An 18,232-nucleotide genomic window follows, 5' to 3' on the forward strand; every position below is an offset into this window, starting at 1 on the left:
TAAAAACGTGGTAACCCTTTGTATTTATAGCGACTTGTTCCTATTTAGTTATATCAATTAGCTCAAGTATTTATGCAGGTTAGTATTAATCCTCTACATAAAAAAAGCCCTTCATTCGAAGGGCTTTGGTATACACACAATAGAGTTAATAAACTACTTACAAGACAGTGTAGCTTCGCCTGCCTTATTTGGCACAAACTGAATATTAGCCACAGAAATTGACGCTTTACCATTGCTGCGTAAGCTAAATGGGCTTGTTAGGTTTGCAAAATTAACACCCTTATCAGCAAAACAACCTAAATCGATTGATACTGACTGCCATTTATTCTCAATGCTTTTATCTACAACGTTTGCTAAATCAATGCTTGCACCACATTCGCCCGAGCAAGTCATAGCAAGTGCTATATCGCTCGTTAGTGCTTCGTTTAATTTAATATCAAAGCTAATCACACTATCGGCTTCAACGTAGGCAATGGTATCTTCTGCAAAGCTTGTTACTATTTCAGCACTGGCTTTTTCTGCACCGCTAAAGTTAAATTGGCGCGCGTCTTCTTGTACTATTTTGTCCTCAGTTCGGTATTTAATTGCACCAAATTCATGAGTACTACTCGATACATCTAAAAGCTCATTGCCCGATTTTAACAATAAGCGCCATGGTGCTACAGGTGCACCAACAAGTATATCCATACTCGTAAGCCCTGAGTTATCAAGTTTAGAGTCTTCATCAAGGTCGTCAGCTAACACGTTTTTATCGCCGTACGTTAAACCAAAACCATAAGGGAGTAATGGGTCGTAATTTTCATCGCCTTTATTAACCGCAGTTTGTACCGCTGATTTAGGCCAAGAAAACGATAATTTACCTTTAAAGTTATTTTGAATGGTGCCGTCTGCCGCTTTTAATAAAACATCAGCAATACCTGCGCCTTCTGTACCTGGTAACCATGCAGCTACAAACGCGTCAGATGCGTTAAGTTCGCTGTTAACCCACATAGGTCGACCTGATATAAACACCGATACAACAGGAATGCCTTGCTCTTTTAGCGAGTTTAAAAGTGCTAATGACTTTTTATTTCCGCGCTCAAACTCAAGGTTATCTTTATCGCCGTGCCCTTCTGCGTAAGGTTCTTCACCAAATACAACAATAGCAACATCAGGACGTTGTTCAAACGTACCATCAGCACTTAAAGTAACACTTCCACCTGCTGCAGATATTTGCTCTTCAAGCCCTTTGTAAATTGACGTTGCTCCAGGGAAATCAGCATTTTTATTATTAGTCCCCTGCCACGTAATACTCCAACCACCCGACTGTTTACCTATATTATCAGCACCATCACCTGCAACAAGTACGCGTTGATTAGCTGCGATAGGCAATAGGTTATTTTTATTTTTGAGTAATACAAGCGATTCGCGCACAGCTTGACGTGCTACTTCGCGGTGCTCTTGGGCACCAATTAGCTCTGTTTTTCCAGAGTAAAGACGCTTAGCCGGGCTTGGTTTATCAAATAAACCAGCGCGAAGTTTTACGCGTAATATTCTGCTCACTGCGTCATCAATACGCGACATACTAATTTCGCCTGACTTAACTTGCGCAATTGTGTTGTTATAAAGAGGCTTCCAGGCACCTGTTGGGACCATGAAAATATCAAGGCCAGCATTAACGGCTTGTGCACAACTTTCGTTAGTACAGCCTTCAATTTGCCCATGGCCATTCCAATCGCCTACTACGAATCCATCAAAACCCATTCGTGTTTTTAATACATCAGTAAGTAAATATTTATTGCCGTGATTTTTAACGCCATTCCAGCTATTGAACGATGCCATAACCGATTGGCTACCTGCAGACAAGCCACCTACATAACCTTGGGCATGAATATCAAATAGCGACTGTTCGCTATCTATATTATTTCCCTGATCATCCCCATCAACCGTGCCACCGTCGCCAATAAAGTGTTTAACGGTACTAATTACACGCTTGTCACTTAAAAAGTCGCCATCGGCTTTACCTTGTAAGCCATTTACTATGGCTGCTGAGTAATCATGTACAATTTTTGGATCTTCTGAGTAGCCTTCGTACGTTCTGCCCCAGCGATCGTCGCGCACTACGGCAACTGTGGGTGCAAATACCCAATCTATCCCCGTAGCCATTACCTCTACTGCAGTAATCGATGCTATTTGCTCGATTAAATCAGGATTATTCGCCGCGCCTAAACCAATGTTGTGCGGAAATAACGTGGCACCAATTACATTATTATGGCCATGTACTGCATCGGTGCCCCACATAGTTGGGATACTACTGCCATCAACTGAGTCATCGACAGAAGCTTGATAAAAGCTCTCTGCTAAGGCTACCCAGTCCATTGGTGTTGCATGTTTGTCGCCATTAGGGAATGCACCACCGCCATTAAGATATGAACCAAAGCCATATTTACGCATGTCTTCAACGGTAATATCACGAATTTCTGGCTGAATCATTTGAGCAACCTTTTGCTCAAGTGTCATGGCTTTTAAATAGTTAACTATTTTAGCTTCAATATCGGCATCTTTTTTAACGGCAATATTAAGTTTTGGCCAAATTTGCGCTGTTTTAGATAACGTTTCATTAGTTTCAACCGATGTTACTGCGTCGTTTGAACAAGCCGATAAAGTACCTACTGATGCAATTAATGTTGCTAAGGCTATTTTATTAAGTGTAAAAGGGGTTTTCATTATAGAGTCTCCTGCGCTTGAACTGGTTTGCTACCGCTTAAACCATAGAACACGATAAATATGTAACATAAAATAGGTAAAACATACGAAAGTTGAACACCCACACTATCAGCAAGTGCACCTTGTAAAAGTGGCACTATTGCACCACCTACAATCGCCAAACACAAAATACCAGAGCCTTGAGCGGTATGCTTACCAAGTCCATTTAACGCTAAACTAAAAATAGTGGGGAACATAATAGAATTGAATAAACCAACCAATAGTATTGACCACATTGCTAATTGACCCGACGTGCTCATGGCAATAACGACTAAGATAATAGCCATGGTCGCGTTAAAGCCAAGTACTTTACCAGCGGGTAATTTTTGCATTACAGCAGCACCAATAAAACGCCCAACCATAGCACCACCAAAATAATAAGTGATGTAATGAGCTGCAGCATGCTCTTTTAGTCCTGCAATATGTTCTTGCGCTAAAAAGCTTACTAAAAAGCTACCAATTGCCACTTCTGCGCCAACATACATAAATATACCCACAGCACCTAATACAAGATGGCGATACTGCCATGCACTGCCTTCAATTTTTTCTGAGTTTTTAGCCGCTTCTTTTTGCTCGCTCATAATGTCTGGTAATTTAAGCCAAGCAAAAATACCGGCTAGTAAAATAAGCATTGCAGCTAAAAGGAGGTAAGGAAGTTGAACTGACTCTGCATTTTGTGCAGGTGTTAAAAAGGCTTCTGACGCTGAGTCCAGAATTAACAGAGCACCAAATGATGGCGCAACCGTAGTACCTAACGCGTTAAAAGCTTGAGTAAGCGTTAAACGAGACGACGCAGTTTTTGCTGAACCCAACAAACTTACATAAGGATTTGCAGATACTTGTAATAACGTTATGCCACTGGCAAGTACAAATAAAGCGAATAAAAATACAGGATAACTATGTAAAGACGCTGCTGGGTAAAATAAGACACACCCTACTGCCGCAATTAAAAGCCCAACCACGATTCCTTTTTTATAACCAAGCTTTTTAACAATGTGTCCACTAGGGAGTGACATTAAAAAGTAAGCGCCAAAAAAGCAAAACTGCACAAGCATTGCTTGTACATACGTTAAATCGAAAACCGCTTTTAAATGCGGAATCAAAATATCATTTAAGCAGGTAATAAAACCCCACATAAAAAACAGTGAAGTTAAAGATGTAAGTGCAAAACCATAGTTTTTATCTTGGTGGTTTTGCGACTGTGTGTGTGATGTCAGTGGTGCTGAACTAGCCATGTGCTCTCCGCAATTTATTATTATAAATTGATCTTCAGTAAGTAATTAATACAACCCCCGCTAAGGCGCAGTATTTAAGAGTTGACCTGAAGATTAATTAACATTAATCTAAAAATGTAAGCGCTTTCACGGCTAATTAAATACGAACATGTTACATATTTCAACAACTTTTATTTTTAATAATGTTTTGTACCCGCTGAAAGTCAGTAAAAATAAGCGCTAAGCGTGCAATTAAGTTCTCAAAAAGGTTTGTAACCAATGACAAAAATATCATTACCATTTAATTCACCTCTATTAACAAAAGACTTTGTTTATGGTGTAGCTACAGCATCATTTCAGATAGAGGGCGGGTATGAGCATCGCTTACCGTGTATTTGGGATACCTTTTGTAGTACTGCAGGTAAAATTGCTGACAATTCACATGGTCATATTGCCTGCGATCATTACAACAATTGGCAACAAGACATAGATTTAATAGAGTCTCTAGGTGTTGATGCTTACAGGCTTTCTATTTCATGGCCTCGCGTGATGACTCAAGACGGAAAGTTAAATCCTGTAGGCGTTAAGTTTTATACTGATATTTTAGATGAGCTAAAACGAAAAAATATAAAAGCCTTTGTTACTTTGTACCACTGGGATTTACCGCAACACCTTGAAGATGAAGGCGGCTGGCTCAACAGAAAAACAGCTTATGCATTTGAGCAATACGTAGAACTAATTACTAACGCATTTGGAACACGAGTGTATTCTTACGCTACATTAAACGAACCCTTTTGCAGCGCGTTTTTGGGTTACGAAATTGGCATACATGCCCCGGGCTTAGTCGGCAAGCAGTATGGTAAAAAAGCAGCTCATCACTTATTACTCGCTCATGGTCTGGCCATGAACGTGCTAAATAAAACATCGCCTAATACTCAAAACGGCATTGTGCTTAACTTTACACCCGCATATCCACTTACCGATAATCAACAAGACATAGACAGTGCCAAATACGCTGATGACTACTTAAATCAGTGGTACATGAAACCAATAATGGATGGTAAATACCCCGATATAATAAACCAATTACCAAGCAATCATTTACCAGACATACACCCTGGTGATATGGAATTAATTTCTCAGCCAATTGATTACTTAGGCATCAACTTTTATACCCGCCAAGTTTATAAGGCGCATCCTACTGACATTTATGAACCCATTGCACCAACGGGTCCGTTGACTGATATGGGATGGGAAATTTATCCGCAATCGTTCACCGACTTGCTCGTATCGCTAAATAAAACATACACCCTACCGCCTATTTATATAACAGAAAATGGCGCAGCCATGCCCGATACATATAATAATGGTGAAGTTAACGACTTAGATCGTTTAAATTACTATAATGATCACTTAAATGCGGTTCACAATGCGATTGAACAAGGTGTTGTTATAGATGGCTACTTTGCTTGGAGCTTAATGGATAACTTTGAGTGGGCAGAAGGTTATTTAAAACGTTTTGGTATTGTGTATGTAGATTATAAGACGCAGCAACGCACCATTAAAAATAGTGGCTTAGCTTATAAAGAACTCATCTCTAAAAGATAAGAGTATACCCACAACTAAAAACAAGTATAAAGCGGGATAAACAATCATGGTCAGTGTAAAAGAAAAAATAGCGTATGGCTTAGGCGACACCGCCAGTAATATTATTTTTCAAACAGTTATGATGTTTTTAATGCTGTACTACACAGACGTAGTGGGTTTATCGCCTGCTGTTGTAGGTACTATGTTTTTAGCAGTGCGTATTTTTGATGCCGTAACCGACCCGTTAATGGGCAACCTTGCTGACAAAACACATACGCGCTGGGGGCACTTTCGCCCCTATTTACTTTGGCTTGCCCTCCCTTTTGCCATTATTAGTATTTTAGCGTTCACTACGCCCGATTTAGAAGGCACCGATAAAATAATTTATGCCTTTACTACTTACACTCTGCTTATGGTTGTCTACACCGCTATCAATATTCCTTATTGTGCATTGGGCGGCGTACTTACGGCTGATGTAAAAGAGCGCGTGACTATTCAGTCTTACCGGTTTGTATTTGGTATGCTAGGCGGCGTAATAGTAGCGGGTTGTACTATGCCAATGGTTGAGTACTTTGGCCAAGGCGATGCAGCCAAGGGCTATCAATACACAATGACTGCAATGAGTATTTTAGGTTTTGTACTGTTTTTACTTTGTTTTTTAGGCACAAAAGAGCGTATACAACAGCCTAAAGAGCAAAACATTCCTTTTGCCCAAAGTGTTAAAGCATTAATTAAAAACGATCAATGGCGAACACTTTGCTTAGCTGCATTCTTTTTACTTACCGGGCAAGTATTAAGGCTTACGCTTGCTGTTTACTACGTAAAATACTATTTAGGTCGAGACGATTTAATCACTTTATTTATGACGCTAGGTGTTGCAGCCAGCATGGTAGGTTGTGCTTTAGCTCAACCACTTGCAAAGCGCTTTTGTAAAATAAAGGCCTATATAAGCTTACAAGTTATTGCCGCCGCTATTTGTGGTTTTAGTTACTTTATTAGTAAAGATCAATTAGTACTCGCATTTACTGCCTTTATTTTATGGAAATTCTTTTTAGATATGGCAACCCCGTTGTTGTGGGCAAAAATGGCCGACACCATAGATTACGGGCATGAAAAAACAGGGGTACGCATTACGGGTTTGGTTTATTCAGGCGTTATATTTTTTATTAAAATGGGCGTGGCTGTAGGCGGCGCAATTGCAGGCTGGTTGTTATCTTTTTACAGTTATCAGGCCGATGCAGTACAAACTCTTGATACCCAACACGGTATTTTACTGTCATTCACTGTACTACCTGCTTTTGGCTCATTATTTGTTGCCTACATAATGAAAAAATATACACTGACTAATCAGGTTGTTGAAAATATTCAATCTAAACTAACAGCTAGTTAAGATATATACTCTAAGGTATTATTTAGCCGAAGTAGTTAAGGATAAGCGAGTGAACAAATAACATGGCAACAATTTATCAAGTCTCAGAGCTTGCGGGCGTATCGTTAGCCACCGTTTCTCGCGTGATGAACAAAAATACCCGTGTAAGCGATAAAACTAAACAAAAAGTGCTTGATGCTATGGCGCAGCTTGGCTACAAGCCTAATTCAATAGCGCAATCTTTAGCCTCTAACTGTACTAACAGTGTCGGTATTTTAGTGTCTGAGTTACATGGTCCTTTCTTTGCCCAAATGATGGCAGGTATTGAATCAGAGCTTCGTGCTGCGGGTAAACACGTTATTATTACCACCGGACACAGTGAAGAAGACAAAGAACAAGAAGGCATTGAGTTTTTAATTAGCAGACGCTGCGATGCCATTATTTTGCACGTAGAAGCCGTCTCAGACGACTACCTAATAAAATTAAGCCAAGGCTCTACACCCGTTTATTTAATGAGCCGTTACGTAGAGCAACTAAAAGACAACTGTATCAGCCTAGATAATCAATTAGGTGGTTACCTAGCCACTAAATCGATATTAAATCAAGGCCATACACAAATAGCGTATATTGCAGGCCCGCAGTTTAAAGCCGATGCATTTAATAGACTTGAAGGTCACAAACAAGCGCTTACAGAGGCTGGTGTTAAATTTGATCCTACGCTTTATTATATTGGCGACTTTAACGAAACTGGCGGTAGTAAAGGCTTAAAACATTTTATTGATGAAAAACTTAGCTTTACCGCACTGGTATGTGCCAATGACGAAATGGCCTCCGGTGCTATGAAGTACGCACGAGAGCACGGTTATAATTTACCAAACGACTTATCGATTGTTGGATTTGATAACGTTATTTTTGCAAACTATCTGTACCCTACACTCACGACCATAGATAATCCGGTCGGGAAAATGGGCGAAATGGCAGCAAAACTAGTGCTTAAAGACGTATATCAAAATAAAAATCTCGTTATAAATCGGTTTTTTGAACCCACTTTAATGCAGCGAGACTCATCAGCACCGCTTATTAAATAAAAACTAAAGGCTAAAAACGAGTACAGAATTTGGTACAAAAAAAGCGGCTAGATGCCGCTTTTTATAGGTTAGCTACTTAGCTAAACGCTAATCACTTAACAATCCAAGGCGTTACTTTAATAACTTGCGATATATCGCCAAGCACTGCGCTATCATCTTCCCAGCTATCTTCAACTGCAAAATAACACACTGACTTTTCACACGTTATATTTTCATCATCAAATTGCATTGGGCTTTTAAATGTAACTGCTACGCCCTTTTGCTCTGGTAATAAAAACCACATTAATTTACTTACAAAAAAGCCCGACAAATCAGTTAATAGCTCATCAAGTTCTTCGTTAATGGTATATAACGACTGCTTTGAAAACGCTAAACCTTCAAGTTCGTTTGCTTCTATTTGTAGCTTTAATTGGCAATCGTGTACAGGATTGAGCGGCTCTACTACAATGACCGCTTTATCGGTATCAAGCTGCTTATCGAACGGCAATAGTAATTGTGCTTTATCGGTAAAGTTAAGTGGATACTCGTTTCTTTCGGTTAAAATAGTACCGCTCTTAATCGCACATGTTTCATTAGTACCAATATCACTAATGTAAAAGTTAACTCGCGCATATTGAAAATCGCCTTTGTTAACAATTTTTAAGCGGTCGTAAAAACCGTCATACGACATCACAAATTCTCTCGCATTTACATTAAACGCACTAATGCTCAGCAGTACTAACACAATAGCGTTGGTACAATTAAAAATGTATTTATTCATCAAAGTAGGCTCTATTTTGGCTAATCATCGTGTTTAACTCTTCTATATACGCTTCACCGCGCTCAGAGTAAGACATTAAACCATGTGTAAGTTCAGTCGCTAAAATTGGTTTTTGCTCAAGACGTAAGTTTTCACGTATTGCGCGCAAATCTTTATAAGCAGGATGCGTATTTATGTTTTTAAAGTAAGAGTTTATAGCAGCTCTTACCGATTTAAACGCAGCAACTTCGTGCGCAGCCCCGGTATTACGGCGTTTTGGCACCATGCCACAACCTTTTGTGTAGCACCACTGACCAAAAAAGTTAAGGCCAATACGTGCAAAACGCGAAGTGCCCCATGCAGATTCGTTTGCAGCTTGCATAAGCGCTAATTCTTTAGGAATTATATCAACACGGCGCAATGCTTGCGTAAGTATTAGCGTATCAACTGTGGTTGGTAAGTCATACGACTTTAAAATTTTAGCAATATCTTTGTTTTGCTTTTTTTCTAAAGGTAATTCGTTTTGTAACATCATGCGTGCTATTTCGAGCTTAGCGCGTTGCTGTAATATTTTTTTATTTTCGGCTTCAACGTGCGGACGAATAAAGCTAAAAAATGCATGTTTTTTTTCTTTAACATCACTAAATTCTGAAAACTTTGGCAGTTTTACATTATGTAATGGTTTTTCTTTTTTCTTCACTTTTTTTGGTTGTTCTGACGTTTGTTCATCTAGTTCAACATCGTCACTTTGTATAAACGGGTATGCAAGCGCCCAAACAAAAAATACAGTTAGTAAAAGCTTAAAAATCGTTTTTAACATCTATTCTCTCTATTAAACTTAGTTATGCATGGTTTATACACAAGCATACGAAGGCGCATTATACCTAAGCCACTTTATAAACGCGAATAACTGGGGTTTGGTGACCTTTTACGGTTGAATTTTCAGCAGTGTATTTGGGTTTTAGATAAAACAGAGCCTATGTAGTGCATTTGTTCATTCGCAATTTATAAGTCCATCGGTATACTGAGCAAAGTTTAATAATATTAACTATGTGTGAGTAAGCAGTATGAATAAACAATGGCAAAGCCGAATAATAGAGCAATATAAACATCGTCCTAACGATAATCGCTCGCCGTGGCAGGTCGACCGTTCGCGTATTATTCATGCAGCTGCATTTAGGCGTTTGCAAGCTAAAACCCAAATTATGGGCATTGGCCTAAACGACTTTTACCGCACTCGCCTTACCCACTCTTTAGAAGTATCGCAAATTGGTACTGGCATATTGCGCCATTTAAAAGCGCAACATAGCGACTTTACGCACTTTCCATCAACCGGACTGCTCGAAACACTGTGTTTAGCGCACGATATTGGCCATCCGCCTTTTGGTCATGGTGGCGAAATAGCGCTAAATTACATGATGCGCGATCACGGTGGTTTTGAAGGTAACGCACAAACACTGCGCATAGTTGCAAAACTTGAGCCCTACAGTAATGGGCACGGGATGAACCTAACTCGTCGTACTTTATTAGGTTTTATAAAATACCCCGCGTTTATTAATACGCTTTGGCATACCATTCCCGACGATACAACCGGTCGTGCATTTATAAAAGCAGATGATTGGCGACCTGCCAAAGGGTTATACAACGACGATGCAGCCATATTCAATTGGATAGTAGAGCCACTGAGTCAAAACGATAAAACGTTGCTGGGTAACCATGGCGCTATTGATAAGTACCGCGCTAAAACAACATATAAATCGCTCGACAGCGCCATAATGGAACATGCCGACGATATAGCATACGCCGTACACGACTTAGAAGATGCCATTGCAACCCATGTACTTACGCTAGACGATTGGCAAACTCATGCTCTACCTCATTTAAAAGCATTAAACTTTGACTGGTTAAACACCATGCTTGAGTCACTCACCCAGCGTTTGTTTTCAAAAAATGATTATGAGCGGAAAGATGCCATAGGTGAGCTGGTTAATACCTTTATTATTCATATACATTTAGATATTCAAAACGATGACTTTGAATGCCCTATTTTAAAGTACACCGCTAAATTAGATGCCCAATACGACAATGTATTGCAAATATTTAAGCATTTTGTGTTTCAACGTTTAATACGTGACCCCGAAATGCAGCAAATAGAGTTCAAAGGTCAAAACTTACTAATAGAGTTATTTACCGCGTTTGCTAGCGATCCGCTGCGTTTATTGCCCGAAACAACACAAGCACAATACATAGAAGCGCAAAAGCAAAACCAAGGTATGCGTATAATTTGCGATTACTTAAGCGGAATGACCGACGAGTACGCTTATAAAACGTATCAACGATTGTTTTCACCTATGCAATAATACCAACCTGCATAAATCTTTGATCAATTTAACGAATTAAATTTCACTATAACGTCGTTAAAAATTTTTTATTTAGAACAACTAGATACAAAAATTTTTGCCTAGTTCTAGCGTAATTTTCTTAACGTTAAATAGACCCCATATATAAGCAGATTGGTATAACTAACTAGCAAACATTGAAAAGGCCGAGTAAATTAAATTTACTCGGCCTTTTTGCTCAGCTATTAAAGTTAGCTATTTAGTTAAATCGCTTTTATAACGACTCTACGCCCATGTTGTATAGCGTAAAACCAAATATATCAGCGTACTGCTCAATTGTTTTGCTTGTTGGAGTACCTGCGCCATGCCCTGCATTGGTTTCTATGCGAATAAGCGTTGGATTATTACCCGTTTGCTTTGCTTGAAGCTCAGCTGCAAACTTAAACGAATGTGAAGGGACAACGCGGTCATCATGATCGCCAGTTGTAATCATAGTAGCTGGATACTCAACACCTGCTTTTACATTATGAAGTGGTGAATAACCTTTAATGTATTCAAACATTTCTTTGCTTTGCTCACTGGTACCGTAGTCGTATGCCCAACCAGCGCCCGCAGTGAATGTATGGTAGCGCAGCATATCAAGTACACCTACAGCAGGTAGAGCCACCTGAAATAAGTCTGGACGCTGCGTCATCACTGCGCCAACTAACAAACCACCATTAGAGCCACCGCGAAGTGCTAAGCGCTTTTTAGACGTGTACTTTTTGTCTTTTAAGTACTCAGCCGCTGCAATAAAGTCGTCAAACACATTTTGCTTTTGCAATTTTGTGCCTGCATTATGCCAGTCTTTACCGTACTCACCGCCACCACGAATATTAGCAACGGCGTACACACCACCTTGCTCAAGCCATACAGCATTAACGGGGCTAAAGCTTGGCGTTAAACTAATATTAAAACCACCGTAACCATATAAAATAGTAGGGTTTGAACCATCAAGCTTAATGCCTGTTTTATAGGTAATTACCATCGGTATTTTAGTGCCGTCTTTTGATGTGTAAAACACTTGCTCAGACGTGTAATCATCACTATTAAAATCAATAGCCGACTTACGATAAACACCCGATTCACCCGTAGTTACATCAAACGTATAAGTAGTACCTGGTGTTTTGTAGTTAGTGAACGAATAATAAAGCGTTGTTTGATCTTTTTTACCGCCAAAACCACGTGCAGTACCCACGCCTGGTAATGTAATTTCGCGAATTAGCTCGCCTTTTTTGTTGTACTGTTTTACCTGTGAAATTGCATCAACCATGTAGTTAGCAAAAAAGGTATCGCCACCTTTTGTAAGGTTTAATACGTTTTTGGTTTCTGGAATTAAATCAACCCAATTTTCAGGGCTTGGATTACTTGCATCAACCGTCACTACTTTTTTGTTTGGTGCATTGAGGTTAGTAACTAAAAACAGCTTGCTGCCTTCGTTATCAATAACTGATGTATCTGAATCAGTATTTCCAACAACCGTTACAAACTCACTGTTTTCTTTTGTTAAGTCTTTTATAAACAGTTTATTGCCTGAGGTAGACGTACTTGCCGAAATAAGTAGGTAGCGGCCGTCATGGGTTACATCAGCGCCTACATAGCGATGTTTTTGCTCATCAGTTTCACCAAATACAACTTGGTCAGCAGATTGAGCAGTGCTTAACTTATGGTAATACACTTTATGTTGATCTGTTTTAGCCGAAAGCTCACTGCCTTTAGGTTTCTCGTAACTTGAATAATAAAAACCTTCGTTAGCTAACCAATCTATACCACTAAATTTAACGTCAACCAGCGCTTCTTCAACTTGCTCTTTAGTATGTGCATCAATAACTATAATTTTACGCCAATCGCTGCCACCTTCAGATATTTGATATGCGAGCAATGAGCCATCTTTTGAAAACGATAAACCCGACATAGACGTCGTACCATCTTCACTAAACTTGTTTGGATCTAAAAATACTTCAACGTCGCCGCCATCTTTACTGCGGTACAAAACATATTGATTTTGCAGACCATCGTTTTTATAAAAATAGGTGTAATCGCCTTCAGTAAAAGGAGCGCCTATTTTTTCGTAGTTCATTAGTTTTTCAAGGCGCTGCTTTAACTTATCGCGATAAGGGATTTGTTCTAAATAAGAAAACGTTAAATTGTTTTGCGTTTTAACCCAATCGGCAGTTTCGTCGCTCATATCATCTTCAAGCCAACGATATGGGTCGCTAACGGCTTCTTCAAAGTAGGTATCTACTACATCGCCTTTTTTTGTTTCTGGGTATATAACTGCGTTAACTTGCTTCATTGGTGCTTTTACTTCTTCTTGAGTTACCGTATTAGTTGGCTCTGAACAGCCGCTAAGCGCTACAATTACAGCACATGCTAGAGTGTGTTTAAACATCCTGAGTTCCATTCTTATTTATTAATAGTGCGCCTAAGTTATTAACTTTTAGCCCTTTTGTCTATTTAGATGCGTTAAGCGCCATTTATCGCTGTAAACAAATGTAAACTTACGCTTTAATAGCACGACCCTCATTAAAATAAAAAACAATAAAAGAGCACACTATGCAAAGTACAAACCCCACGTTTAAAAGCTTTAAAGCCTTCTACCCTTATTATTTAAAAGAGCACCGCAACGTGATTTGCCGCCGCTTACATTTTATAGGAAGTACCCTTGTTCTTGCTGTAATCGCAATAGCATTATTAAAACAACACTACAGTTTATTGTGGCTATTACCTGTTATTGGATATGGATTTGCGTGGGTCGGGCATTTCTTTTTTGAAAAAAACCGCCCTGCTACTTTTAAACACCCTTTTTACAGTTTATGGGGAGATTGGGTAATGTTTAAAGATATGCTTGTTGGAAAAATTAAATTTTAACACTATTTTTAGCACTCTTTTTTTATACCAATTACTTATAAAAACAAAATTGCTTCATGCTTTAAAGTATAGGTTCTAATAAGTAGTACATAATTTATAACACACCTATTAAATGTTAATTTAGTTAACATCCAATGGGTTTATTTGTATTTTAAATTTTAAAAAATATTTATAGCTCAACAGCTATTTATTGCCAGCCCAATAAAAATGGTTCCCTACCCATAATTAATTTAAACCATCCATCTCATCTTACCAGTTAATTAAACGTTAAATTTAACTTTTAAATATAATTCATTATTCATCAATTACTTAGCAATTACCTTCGCTATATAACTAAAACAATGATCATTATAAAAAACAACCAAATGTAATTATAAAAACTCTTAAATTAATTGAATGTTATTCAATTGACTGACTTTGTTAATTAAGTATATGTTCAAGGTAACAAAGAGGTTTGATCTTTTTGTACAAAACTAAAATAATTCAATGGGTATGGGGAAATACAGCATGAATAGAAAACCGTTATTTAAATTACAGCAATCGGTACCACAAATATTACTCGCAATGAGCGCGTCTGCTGCACTACTTGGTTCGCTCTCAGTAAATGCTGCAGAGCAAGACACTAAAGCAGAAGAAAACATCGAACAAATAAGCGTAATTGGCTCTCGCCGATTAGGCCGTACAGTAGAAGACAGCGCAGTACCCATCGATATAATTGGTGCAGATGCACTTAAAAATTCAGGCTTTACTGAAACGAATGCCCTGCTTAGCAGTTTATTACCCAGCTTTAACTTCCCACAAGCATCACTTACTGATGGCAGCGACCATGTACGTCCCGCTCAGCTTCGTGGCTTAGCACCCGATCACACCTTAGTGCTTGTTAATGGTAAGCGCCGCCACAGCAACGCATTACTTAACTTAAATGGCTCAACGGGTCGTGGTTCATCATCGGTTGACTTAAATGCGATACCTGCAAATGCTATTGCCCGTATTGAAGTATTACGCGATGGTGCAGCAGCGCAATATGGCTCTGATGCGATAGCTGGTGTTATTAATATTGTACTTAAAAGTGCCAGCAGCGGTGGTTCAGTTGCGGCTATATATGGTGCTAACGTAACCGAAATGGACGGTGTACCACAGCTAAAATCTGTATCTGAAGGCAGTGATGGTAATTTAGCCTTTACCGAAGGGGGCGATCGCTCTTTAACCGATGGTCAAACATTAACGCTGCAAGGTAATATGGGTTTTGAGCTTGGCGATAATGGCTTTTTAAACATCTCAACAGAATACCGCGACCGCCATTCAACTAACCGCTCAGACTACGATAACCGTGAAAACTACGCACGCATAGATGACGGTTCAGTAGATGGTGCGCTAGACCCACGTGAACTTACCGTAAATCGTTACAACCATAACTTTGGTAATGGCGATGTTGAAGATTTTTCAATGTTTTATAACGCAGGTTACCAGTTAACAAACGAAGTTGATTTATATTCGTTTGGCTCTTACAGCAAACGTGAAGGCGAAGGCGGCGGGTTTTATCGCCGTGCAAGCGATAGCCGTAATATAGAAGAAGTATACCCTGATGGCTTTTTACCTGTTATTACCTCAGACATAGATGACTTTTCACTGGCACTTGGCGCTAAAGGTTTTGTAAGTGAATGGAATTACGATGTATCGGCCGTATATGGTCAAGATGCATTTGAGTTTGGTGTTATAAATAGCTTAAATACCTCATATGGCCCTACTAGCCAAACAAGCTTTGATGCAGGAACACTTACCTACGATCAACTTACTTTAAACGTTGATTTTAGCCGCGAGGTAGACGTCAGCTTTTTAGAAAGCTCTGTAAACGTAGCCGTAGGTGCTGAGTATCGCCGCGAAGGATACCAAATAGATGCAGGCGAAGAAGCATCATATGCACAAGGCACATTTGGCCCAGGAGGCGCAGTAACCGACCCAGTTGATGGCCCATTTGGCGCAGCGGGGGCACAAGTATTCCCGGGGTTTACACCCGAATCAGAGGGCGATAACAGCCGCCACAACGTGAGCTTATATATAGACCTTGAAACCTACCTAACCGACGATTGGAATTTAGCGGTTGCCGCCCGTTATGAAGATTACTCGGACTTTGGCGATACACTTAACGGTAAAATTGCGACTCGTTATTCATTAACTGAAGACTTAGCACTACGCGCCTCAGTATCTACTGGTTTTAGAGCACCTTCATTGCAGCAACAATACTTTACCTCAGTGGCCACTGTATTTGTTGATGGCGAACCAACCGAAACCGGTACCTTTGCACCAAGCAGCGATGTAGCAAAAGCACTGGGCTCACCTGGCCTTGATGCAGAAGAAGCAACAAACTACGGCGTTGGTTTTACATGGTCTACCGACTTTAATTTCAGCTTATCGGTTGATTACTACCAAATATTAATTGATGACCGCATTGTGTTATCAAACAACTTATCGGGCGATGCTATTGCCGATTTACTTCAAGGCACAGGCGCTAACCAAGGTCGTTTCTTCTTAAATGCAATTGACAGTAAAACCCGTGGTGTGGATGTGGTTGCCTCTTATAATGTAGCAACTGATGGTTACGGCGATTTAGCCTTTAACCTAGGTTACAACTACGGTAAAAATGAAGTAACAAATATTATCGACCCACCAGCAGAGCTTCAAGGTGCAGGGTTTGATCAAGACAACTTGTTCTCAGGCACTGAGCTGCGTCGTTTTGAAGTAAGCACACCGCGTAATAAGTACAACTTAAGCGCAACATGGACTAACGATGATATTCGTACAACGCTTAGAACAACACGTTACGGCGAAACTCAAGACCCTTCAGATAATCCAGAACGTAACGAAGTGCTTAAGCCTAAATGGATAACCGACTTAGATGTCGCCTACTCGCTTAGTGAAAACGTATCGCTGAGCTTAGGTGCTAATAACATTTTTGATGTTTACCCAGATGCAACCCGTGAAAATGTTGACGATGTAACCACCTTCTCACGTTTATTTGCTTACTCTAGCTTCTCGCCGTATGGATTTAACGGACGCTACGTGTACGGTAAAATAGAAATGAAGTTTTAATAAGCACAGCTTAAAGTAACCAAACACACAAAAGCCACCGATTAGGTGGCTTTTTAATGCGAGTTACTATTAAATCTATTATTAAATCTATTATTAAATCTATTATTAAATCTATAATTAGATTTTAGTTAACCAGCCGTGCTTATCTTCACTTTTACCCCATTGAATATCGTTCAATGCTTGGCGAAGGCGTGCTGTAGTAGGGCCCGGCTCGCCAGTGCCTACTTTGTATTCTTTATCGTTATGAATAAACGTACCCACAGCAGTTAGTACAGCTGCAGTGCCCGAAAGCGCCGCTTCAGTACCTGGTTTAGCAGCACGCTCTAGTAGCTCAGTAACGCTAAAGTTACGCTCGCTTACCGTCATACCTAAATCTTTTGCAATGGTTAAAATACTATTACGCGTTACACCATGTAAAAACGTGCTATCAAGCGCTTTAGTAATAATTTCGTTGCCATCTATAAGTATAAAGTTAGCAGCACCGGTTTCTTGTACGTCGCCACCTGGGCAAAATAAAATTTGATCTGCTTGATACTTAGTTCGTGCAGCACTAATAGGTGCTAGAGCACTGGCGTAGTTACCACCACTTTTTACCATACCCATGTGCGGAGCGCAGCGCATACCATCTTCTTCAAGCAGTACGCGCAGTGCAGTTGCGCCACCGGCAAAGTAATCACCTACTGGCGATAGTAACGTGTATAAAAGCGAGCTCATTGATGGCGCAGCTGCTTTACCAATTGCCGCCTCAGTACCAATGTGCGTTGGGCGAATATACATAGAGCCTGGTGGTAATGGCGTTTCATCTGCGTATTCACGCATAATATCGATAATCATCGTTTTTAGCATATCGCTGTCAAAACTCGGTAAGCTTAATAGCGCTGAGCTTTGTTGCATGCGTGCAATGTTTGCATCCATTCTAAAAAGATAAACAGAACCATCTTCATGGCGAAAGGCTTTTAAGCCTTCAAAACATGTACTTGAATAATGAAGAACGTGCGCACCAGCATGAAGTTCAAGTTTATCGGAAGGGACAATTGAGCTTTCGCTCCATTTATTATCAGAAAAACGAGCTTGAATCATCTGCGGCATAAACACGGTACCAAATGCGGCCATTTTAATCTCTCTTGTGTGGTCTATTTTCCTCCATTGTA

General features: G+C 39.8%; 12 protein-coding genes. 6 read left to right on the plus strand and 6 right to left on the minus strand.

The window, feature by feature from the left end; translation table 11 throughout:
- Positions 1-153 precede the first annotated feature (153 nt).
- Both I6F43_RS11385 and I6F43_RS11390 read right to left on the minus strand, forming a co-directional pair.
- Entirely contained in the window at positions 154-2,706 is a 2,553-nt protein-coding gene (locus tag I6F43_RS11385) for a glycoside hydrolase family 3 protein (RefSeq protein WP_197102386.1), read from the minus strand.
- Positions 2,706-3,980, minus strand: a complete 1,275-nt coding sequence (locus I6F43_RS11390; protein WP_197102387.1) for a sugar MFS transporter — start codon at positions 3,978-3,980, stop codon at positions 2,706-2,708. The genes I6F43_RS11385 and I6F43_RS11390 overlap by 1 nt, the downstream gene beginning before the upstream one ends.
- Positions 3,981-4,238: 258 nt before the next feature.
- Between I6F43_RS11390 and I6F43_RS11395 the strand changes: the two genes are divergently transcribed.
- From I6F43_RS11395 to I6F43_RS11405, 3 genes are all read left to right on the plus strand, one after another.
- Positions 4,239-5,567 (plus strand): GH1 family beta-glucosidase, encoded by a 1,329-nt coding sequence (locus I6F43_RS11395; RefSeq protein WP_197102388.1) that lies wholly within the window; start codon positions 4,239-4,241, stop codon positions 5,565-5,567.
- 46 nt (positions 5,568-5,613) lie between these two features.
- On the plus strand, positions 5,614-6,936 hold the full coding sequence (locus tag I6F43_RS11400; RefSeq protein ID WP_024590902.1) for a glycoside-pentoside-hexuronide (GPH):cation symporter: 1,323 nt from the start codon (positions 5,614-5,616) through the stop codon (positions 6,934-6,936).
- A 62-nt stretch (positions 6,937-6,998) separates the two neighbouring features.
- A complete protein-coding gene (locus I6F43_RS11405; protein ID WP_197102389.1) occupies positions 6,999-8,003 on the plus strand; it encodes a LacI family DNA-binding transcriptional regulator in 1,005 nt (334 codons plus the stop codon).
- 91 nt (positions 8,004-8,094) lie between these two features.
- Here I6F43_RS11405 and I6F43_RS11410 read toward each other — a convergent pair whose 3' ends face one another.
- Both I6F43_RS11410 and I6F43_RS11415 read right to left on the minus strand, forming a co-directional pair.
- Positions 8,095-8,763 carry a DUF2987 domain-containing protein gene (locus tag I6F43_RS11410; RefSeq protein WP_197102391.1) on the minus strand — a complete coding sequence of 223 codons (669 nt, stop codon included), beginning with the start codon at positions 8,761-8,763 and terminating at the stop codon, positions 8,095-8,097.
- The gene (locus tag I6F43_RS11415; protein WP_101216433.1) at positions 8,756-9,562 is read right to left on the minus strand and encodes a glucosaminidase domain-containing protein; all 807 of its coding nucleotides are present in this window, start codon (positions 9,560-9,562) and stop codon (positions 8,756-8,758) included. Before I6F43_RS11415 ends, I6F43_RS11410 begins: the two co-directional genes overlap by 8 nt.
- Before the next feature lie 247 nt (positions 9,563-9,809).
- Here I6F43_RS11415 and I6F43_RS11420 point away from each other — a divergent pair, with 247 nt between their 5' ends.
- Positions 9,810-11,102 (plus strand): anti-phage deoxyguanosine triphosphatase, encoded by a 1,293-nt coding sequence (locus I6F43_RS11420; RefSeq protein ID WP_197102393.1) that lies wholly within the window; start codon positions 9,810-9,812, stop codon positions 11,100-11,102.
- Between the two features lie 253 nt (positions 11,103-11,355).
- On the opposite strand, the gene I6F43_RS11425 is transcribed toward I6F43_RS11420, so the two are convergent.
- A complete protein-coding gene (locus tag I6F43_RS11425; protein ID WP_197102395.1) occupies positions 11,356-13,512 on the minus strand; it encodes a prolyl oligopeptidase family serine peptidase in 2,157 nt (718 codons plus the stop codon).
- 164 nt (positions 13,513-13,676) lie between these two features.
- Here I6F43_RS11425 and I6F43_RS11430 point away from each other — a divergent pair, with 164 nt between their 5' ends.
- Together I6F43_RS11430 and I6F43_RS11435 are read left to right on the plus strand one after the other, a co-directional pair.
- Positions 13,677-13,991 carry a DUF962 domain-containing protein gene (locus I6F43_RS11430; RefSeq protein ID WP_010552524.1) on the plus strand — a complete coding sequence of 105 codons (315 nt, stop codon included), beginning with the start codon at positions 13,677-13,679 and terminating at the stop codon, positions 13,989-13,991.
- A gap of 507 nt (positions 13,992-14,498) precedes the next feature.
- Positions 14,499-17,081, plus strand: coding sequence for a TonB-dependent receptor plug domain-containing protein (locus I6F43_RS11435; protein ID WP_197102397.1), 2,583 nt, complete (start codon positions 14,499-14,501; stop codon positions 17,079-17,081).
- Positions 17,082-17,198: 117 nt separating this feature from the next.
- On the opposite strand, the gene I6F43_RS11440 is transcribed toward I6F43_RS11435, so the two are convergent.
- Complete coding sequence (locus I6F43_RS11440; protein WP_257983256.1) at positions 17,199-18,200, minus strand: branched-chain amino acid aminotransferase; 1,002 nt, start codon at positions 18,198-18,200, stop codon at positions 17,199-17,201.
- Positions 18,201-18,232: the final 32 nt, after the last annotated feature.

It is taken from the genome of Pseudoalteromonas sp. NZS71_1 (assembly GCF_015864305.1).
Classification (GTDB): Bacteria; Pseudomonadota; Gammaproteobacteria; order Enterobacterales; family Alteromonadaceae; genus Pseudoalteromonas; species Pseudoalteromonas arctica.